The sequence below is a fragment of the Actinomyces provencensis genome (genome assembly GCF_900155435.1).
GTDB classification, from domain to species: domain Bacteria; phylum Actinomycetota; class Actinomycetes; order Actinomycetales; family Actinomycetaceae; genus Pauljensenia; species Pauljensenia provencensis.
The window spans coordinates 1728771-1734475 of sequence record NZ_LT700212.1 but is presented as its reverse complement, the minus strand read 5'-3'; the positions used below and the strand labels follow the sequence as shown (position 1 = coordinate 1734475).

4 protein-coding genes are annotated in these 5705 nt (G+C 73.3%); 2 read left to right on the top strand and 2 right to left on the bottom strand.

What is annotated here, in order from left to right:
* Window positions 1-139 precede the first annotated feature (139 nt).
* Together BQ9890_RS07660 and BQ9890_RS07655 are read right to left on the bottom strand one after the other, a co-directional pair.
* Complete coding sequence (locus tag BQ9890_RS07660) at window positions 140-1255, bottom strand: permease prefix domain 1-containing protein (RefSeq protein ID WP_075890562.1); 1116 nt, start codon at window positions 1253-1255, stop codon at window positions 140-142.
* A 77-nt stretch (window positions 1256-1332) separates the two neighbouring features.
* Window positions 1333-1668: a PadR family transcriptional regulator gene (locus BQ9890_RS07655; protein WP_075890560.1), complete on the bottom strand. Its 336-nt coding sequence runs from the start codon at window positions 1666-1668 to the stop codon at window positions 1333-1335.
* 168 nt (window positions 1669-1836) lie between these two features.
* On the opposite strand from BQ9890_RS07655, the gene BQ9890_RS07650 reads away from it, so the two are divergent.
* On the top strand, window positions 1837-3042 hold the full coding sequence (locus BQ9890_RS07650) for an NAD(P)/FAD-dependent oxidoreductase (RefSeq protein ID WP_075890558.1): 1206 nt from the start codon (window positions 1837-1839) through the stop codon (window positions 3040-3042).
* 72 nt (window positions 3043-3114) lie between these two features.
* Window positions 3115-5705: DEAD/DEAH box helicase (locus BQ9890_RS07645; RefSeq protein ID WP_143226423.1), on the top strand; the 2591-nt coding region annotated here is incomplete at its 3' end.

Below are 5705 nucleotides of genomic sequence, written 5' to 3'. Positions count from 1 at the left end.
CCTGAGGGGAGGTGCCTGCAGGGCATGCCTCGGGGTGCGGCGGGTGCGTGCTTGAGGGGAAGTGCCTCGGCGTCCCGAGGGGCCCCGCTTCGGGGGCGTGGCGCGGCGTGCGCGACGTGCCTCGGTGGACGAGGGCGGCTCAGGCGCGGGGCGGTCCCTCACGGGGGGAGAGGGCCCGGCGGATACCCTCGACCGAGTCCCACAGGGCGACGGCGACGATGGTCAGGGCGATCGCCGTGGCCGCGACCCCGCCCCACTTCTCGACGTCCTGCATGCCCGCCAGTGCCGCCGGGTTGAACAGCCGCTCGGTCACCAGCAGGTGGACGAGGGTCAGGGCCACCAGGACATTGGCTGCGACATTGACCCCGGCTGCGGTCCACCCCCAGGTCCCCCGCCTCCAGGTGAGGACGGTGACCAGGGTCTCCACGGCCGCGATGGCCACCAGCACGCCCAACCACGGGTTCCACAGGTCCCGTGCGAGGAGAGGCACGCGGGCCCCGCCCTCGTCGGCGAAGAGCGGAATGTGCGTGAGTGCCACCAGTGCGCCCACCCAGATGACCTGGAACCCGACGGCGCCGAGGAGCTCCCCGGTGGTGAAGCGCCTGTCGGTGGTGCCCAGCTCGGTCCGCTCGGGGAGGTCGTCCAGCGACCAGGGGGTGAGCGGTCCCCGGGTGCGGCGGGTGCGCTCGATGACCCAGAAGACCAGGGTCGTCCAGAAGACGATGTGGACGCCGGCATTGAAGGACGTCCAGACCGCCTGGCCGATGGTCGGGCCGAGTGCGTGACCCTCCAGGGTGTCGGCGATGAGCATCCCGAGCAGCACGAAGGGGATCGTGGCGCCCAGGACCACCTTGAGCAGTTTCACGAGGTCGGGGTAGAGCTCCGGCCCGACGAGGTACCTCGGACGCTCACCGAGTCGACCTGCGAGGCGCGAGGGGTCACCGAGCTCCTCCAGTGTGGCGCGCTCGGCGGCGGAGGGGTCCTGGCCGACGGCGGTGCGGGCCTCGATCGTGTCCTCGACGAGGCTGCGCAGCTCGCGTTCCTCCTCGGCCCGGCGCTCGCGGGGGAGGGTGCGCACCACCGCCCAGATGTAGCGCTCGGTGAGGGAGGCGCGTGACGGGGTGGCGGGGCCCGTCGCCCGGGCGGCATGGGTGGGGGTGTCGTCGTGGGACGGGTCCCCGGAGCGGCCGCGGGGGAGGCTGTCGGGGTGTCCGTCTTCGGAGGGTGTGGGGGTGGGACGGTCGTCGCGTCGCATGGTCGGACTCCTTCGTCGGTGCGGGGGCGGAGGGGAGGGAAGTGCGGGACGGGGCAGCGGTGGTGGGAGCGAGGGGGTCAGTGGGACGAGGGCGCGGCCAGAGTGTTGAGGGAGTCGTCGAGGGTGTGCCACTCGGTGAGGAGCTGCCCGGCGAGGGCGGAGCCCTCGGGACTCGTGGAGTAGAACTTGCGGGGCCTGGACCCCTCGGTGTCCCACTCACTGGTGAGGAGACCCTGGGACTCGAGGCGGCGGAGGAGGGGGTAGAGGGTGTTGGCCTCGATGTCGAGACCGGCGGCGTGGAGGCGGTCGAGGAGCGCGTAGCCGTAGTCGGGTGTGCGCAGGGCCAGGAGGGCCGCGAGCACCACTGTGCCGCGCCTCAGTTCCTGGATGTGGGTCCCCCACTGGTCGTCCATGCATCACACCATACTGTGTGGCACACAGTAGTGCAAGGTGTCAGGGTCTCCCGATAGGAGGCCGAGCCGCCGACGTCGACGTCGGGGGTGTGCGCGTCTACGGGAGGGCACGGTGCCTCGCCGGGAGGGCACGGTGCACGAGCCACGATGAGCGCCTAGCGTGGGGGCATGAATGACTTCGAGTACATCGTGGTCGGGGCCGGCATGGCGGGCGATGCCGCCGTCGCAGGCATCCGACAGGAGGATCCGACCGGCACCATCGCACTGATCGGCGCGGAACCGGACGAGCCGTACAACCGCCCCGCCCTGTCGAAGGCCCTGTGGCGGGAGGAGGACACGACTCCCTCCACCATCATCCTCAAGGCGTCCTCCACGCCGGGGGTGACACTGGTGCTGGGCACCCGCGTCACCTCGGTGAACCCGGACGCCCACACCGTCACCACGGCCGACGGCAAGGAGTTCGGGTACCACCGCCTGGTCCTGACGACGGGGGGCCGGCCTCGTACCGCGGGGATCCCCGCCGGTCCGCGCGTCATCCACTTCCACGACCTCTCCGACTACCGCGCGCTCCGGACCCAGGCGACCCGGGGTGCGCACGTCGTCGTGGTGGGCGGCGGATTCATCGGGACGGAACTGGCGGCGGTGCTCGCCGAGACCCCGGCCACGGTCACCTACGTCTTCCCGCGCGACCACGTCGACGGGCACGTCCTGCCCGAGGAGATCGCGCGTCACCTCGACGAGGTCTACCGCGAGCACGGCGTGGAGCTGGTCCCGGGCGTGCGCGTGACGACGGTGGCGGAGACGCCCGACGGGGAGGGCGTCACGCTCACCCTGGACGACGGGCGTGAACTGCACGGTGACGTGGCCGTCCTCGGACTGGGCCAGGACCCCGAGACCGACCTCGCCAGCGCGGCCGGATTGGCGGTCTGGGAGGGAATCGTCGTGGACGCGCACCGGCGGACCTCCGACCCCGACATCTTCGCCGCCGGGGACGCCGTGGCGCGCCCCGACCGGGTCTTCGGTCGGCGCCGCGTCCAGCACGAGGACGCCGCGGTGACCGGGGGCCGTGTCGCCGGGCGCAATGCCGCCGGTGGCGAGGCCAGCGACGACCACGTCCCCTACTTCTACTCCGACATCTTCGCCGACGGCTACGAGGCGCTGGGGGTCACGGACCCGACCGGAGCGAGCCTGGTGGACTGGAAGGAGCCGGGCTCCGAGGCCGTCGTCTACTACTTCGACGAGGACTCCGTGCTCCAGGGAGTGCTCATGTGGAACGTGTGGGGCGACGAGGACCACGACACGAAGGCGATCGCCGCACAGCTGCTGGAGGACAGGTCGCCGCGGGACCCCGGCGAGCTGGTCGGGGCGATCTGAGGCGGAGCCGGACGCGGCTGGCCCCGCGCAGGGCAGTCGGTGGACGGGCGAGGGGTGGGCGACACTGGTGACATGACGGGGCGACAGGCACTGGACGCGTTCTCCCGCGCGACGCGGGACTGGTTCGGTGCTGCCCTGGGTCGGCCCACCCCCGTCCAGGAACAGGCGTGGACCGCCATCCCTGGCGGGCGCGACGTGCTGGTCATCGCACCGACCGGTTCCGGCAAGACGCTGGCGGCATTCCTGTGGGCGCTGGACCGGTTGATGGAGGAGGGGACGCCCTCGTCGGCGGGGGAGCGGCGTGGCCCGCGCGTCCTCTACGTCTCGCCCCTGAAGGCGCTCGGCGTGGACGTCCAGCGCAACCTGCGCGTGCCCCTGGCGGGCATCGCCGCGCGGCGCGCCGAGCTCGGTGAGGACACCGTCCCCGTGCGCATCGGCGTGCGCTCCGGGGACACGCCCTCCAGTGAGCGCGCCCGGCTGCTGCGCAGGCCCCCCGACATCCTCATCACCACGCCCGAGTCGCTCTACCTCATGCTCACCTCCCGCGCCCGGGAGATCCTGCGCGACGTCGACACCGTCATCCTCGACGAGGTCCACGCCGTGGCCGGCACCAAACGCGGCGCCCACCTCGCCCTCAGCCTGGAACGCCTCGACGCCCTCCTGGAGTGTCCCGCACAGCGCATCGGGCTCTCCGCCACCGTGCGACCTCGCGACGAGGTGGCCCGCTTCGTGGGTGGCACCCGACCCGTCGACATCGTGGCCCCCGACGCCCCCTCGCCGATGGACATCCGGGTCGTCGTGCCCGTCCAGGACATGTCCGACCTCGCCGTGGGGCCCTCGACGCGGGGGAGGCGGGCGAGCGCGCAGGGCACGGACCAGCGGGACCCGGACGCCGTGGCCAGCATCTGGCCCCACCTGGAGGCCTCGGTGCTCGAGCAGGTCCTGCAGGCACGCTCCACCATCGTCTTCGTCAACGCGCGGGGCCTGGCCGAGAAGCTCACTGCCCGGCTCAACGAGCTCTGGTCCGAGCAGGTGGGAGGGGCGGGCGCCGCTCCTCCACCGGGCGAGCCCCTCCACCGCGAGTCCCGCCTCGGCTCCACCCAGGGCGAGCTGACCACCGGAGCTCCCCTGGAGATCGCCCGCGCCCACCACGGTTCCGTGTCCAAGGAGCAGCGCGCCCTGGTCGAGCACGACCTCAAGACCGGTGACCTGCGCTGCGTCGTGGCCACCTCCTCCCTGGAGCTCGGCATCGACATGGGGTTGGTGGACCAGGTCATCCAGGTCTCCTCCCCGCCCTCGGTGGCCTCGGGCCTGCAGCGCATCGGCCGCGCCGGCCACCAGGTCGGCAACGTCTCGCGCGGACTCATGTACCCGCGCACCCGCCGCGACCTCATCGACACCGCGGTCACCGTGGAGGGCATGCGGGCGGGCCGCATCGAGGCCCTGCAGCCGCCGCGCAACCCCCTCGACGTCCTCGCCCAGCACACCGTCGCGGCCGCCGCCGTGGAGGATCTCGACGTGGAGGAGTGGTTCGCCCTCGTGCGCCGCGCCGCTCCCTTCCGGGACCTGACGCGGCCCGCCTTCGACTCGGTGCTGGACATGCTGGCCGGGCGCTACCCGTCGGAGGAGTTCTCGGAGCTCCGCCCCCGTCTGGTCTGGGACCGCGCCGGCGGGGTCCTGCGCGCCCGCCCCGGGGCCCAGCGCCTGGCCGTCACCTCGGGGGGAACGATCCCCGACCGGGGTTCCTACCGCGTCGTCCTGCCCGAGGACACCGACGAGGGCGCACGCGGCACCCGCAGGGTCGGTGAGCTCGACGAGGAGATGGTGCACGAGTCCCGCGCCGGGGACGTCATCACCCTGGGGGCAGCCTCGTGGCGGATCCGGGAGATCACGAACGACCGCGTGGTCGTCGTGCCCGCACCGGGACGCCCTGCCCGCCTGCCCTTCTGGCACGGGGAGGGCCCGGGCAGGCCCCCGGAACTCGGCGCCGCCCTGGGGGCCTTCGTGCGCGAGGTCGGGTCCGGGGACGCGGGGCCGGGTGGGTCCGTGCGTGGTCCGGTGCCCGGGGCCGGTCCGAGCCGGTCCGGTGGGCACCCCGACGAGGGCGGACCGGACCAGCCCGGTCGAGAGGGGGACGAACACGTCTCCGGGTCGGTCGCCGGCCGTGTGCAGGGTGGGGTGGAGGAACGTCTCCGGGAGGACGGCCTCGACGACAGTGCCGTGCGGAACCTGCTCGCCCTCCTGGAGGAGCAGCGTCGTGCCACCGGCGTCCTGCCCACCGACACCACGTTGGTCGTGGAGCGCTGCCGCGACGAGGTGGGGGACTGGCGCCTCGTGCTCCACTCGCCCTACGGACGGCGGGTGCACGCCCCCTGGGCGCTGGCCGTCTCCGAGCGCCTCCAGCGCGAGCGCGGTCTCGACGCCCGCGCCATGGCCGCCGACGACGGGATCGTGGTGCGCCTGCCCGACTCCACCGGACGCCCGCCCGGAGCGGAGGTGTTCCGCTTCGACGCCGACGTCATGCGCAGGATCGTCGTGGACGCGGTGGGCCACTCCGCCCTGTTCGCTGCCCGTTTCCGGGAGTGCGCGGCGCGCGCCCTGCTCCTGCCGCGGCGCAACCCCGGCAGGCGTTCGCCCCTGTGGCAGCAGCGCCAGCGCGCCGC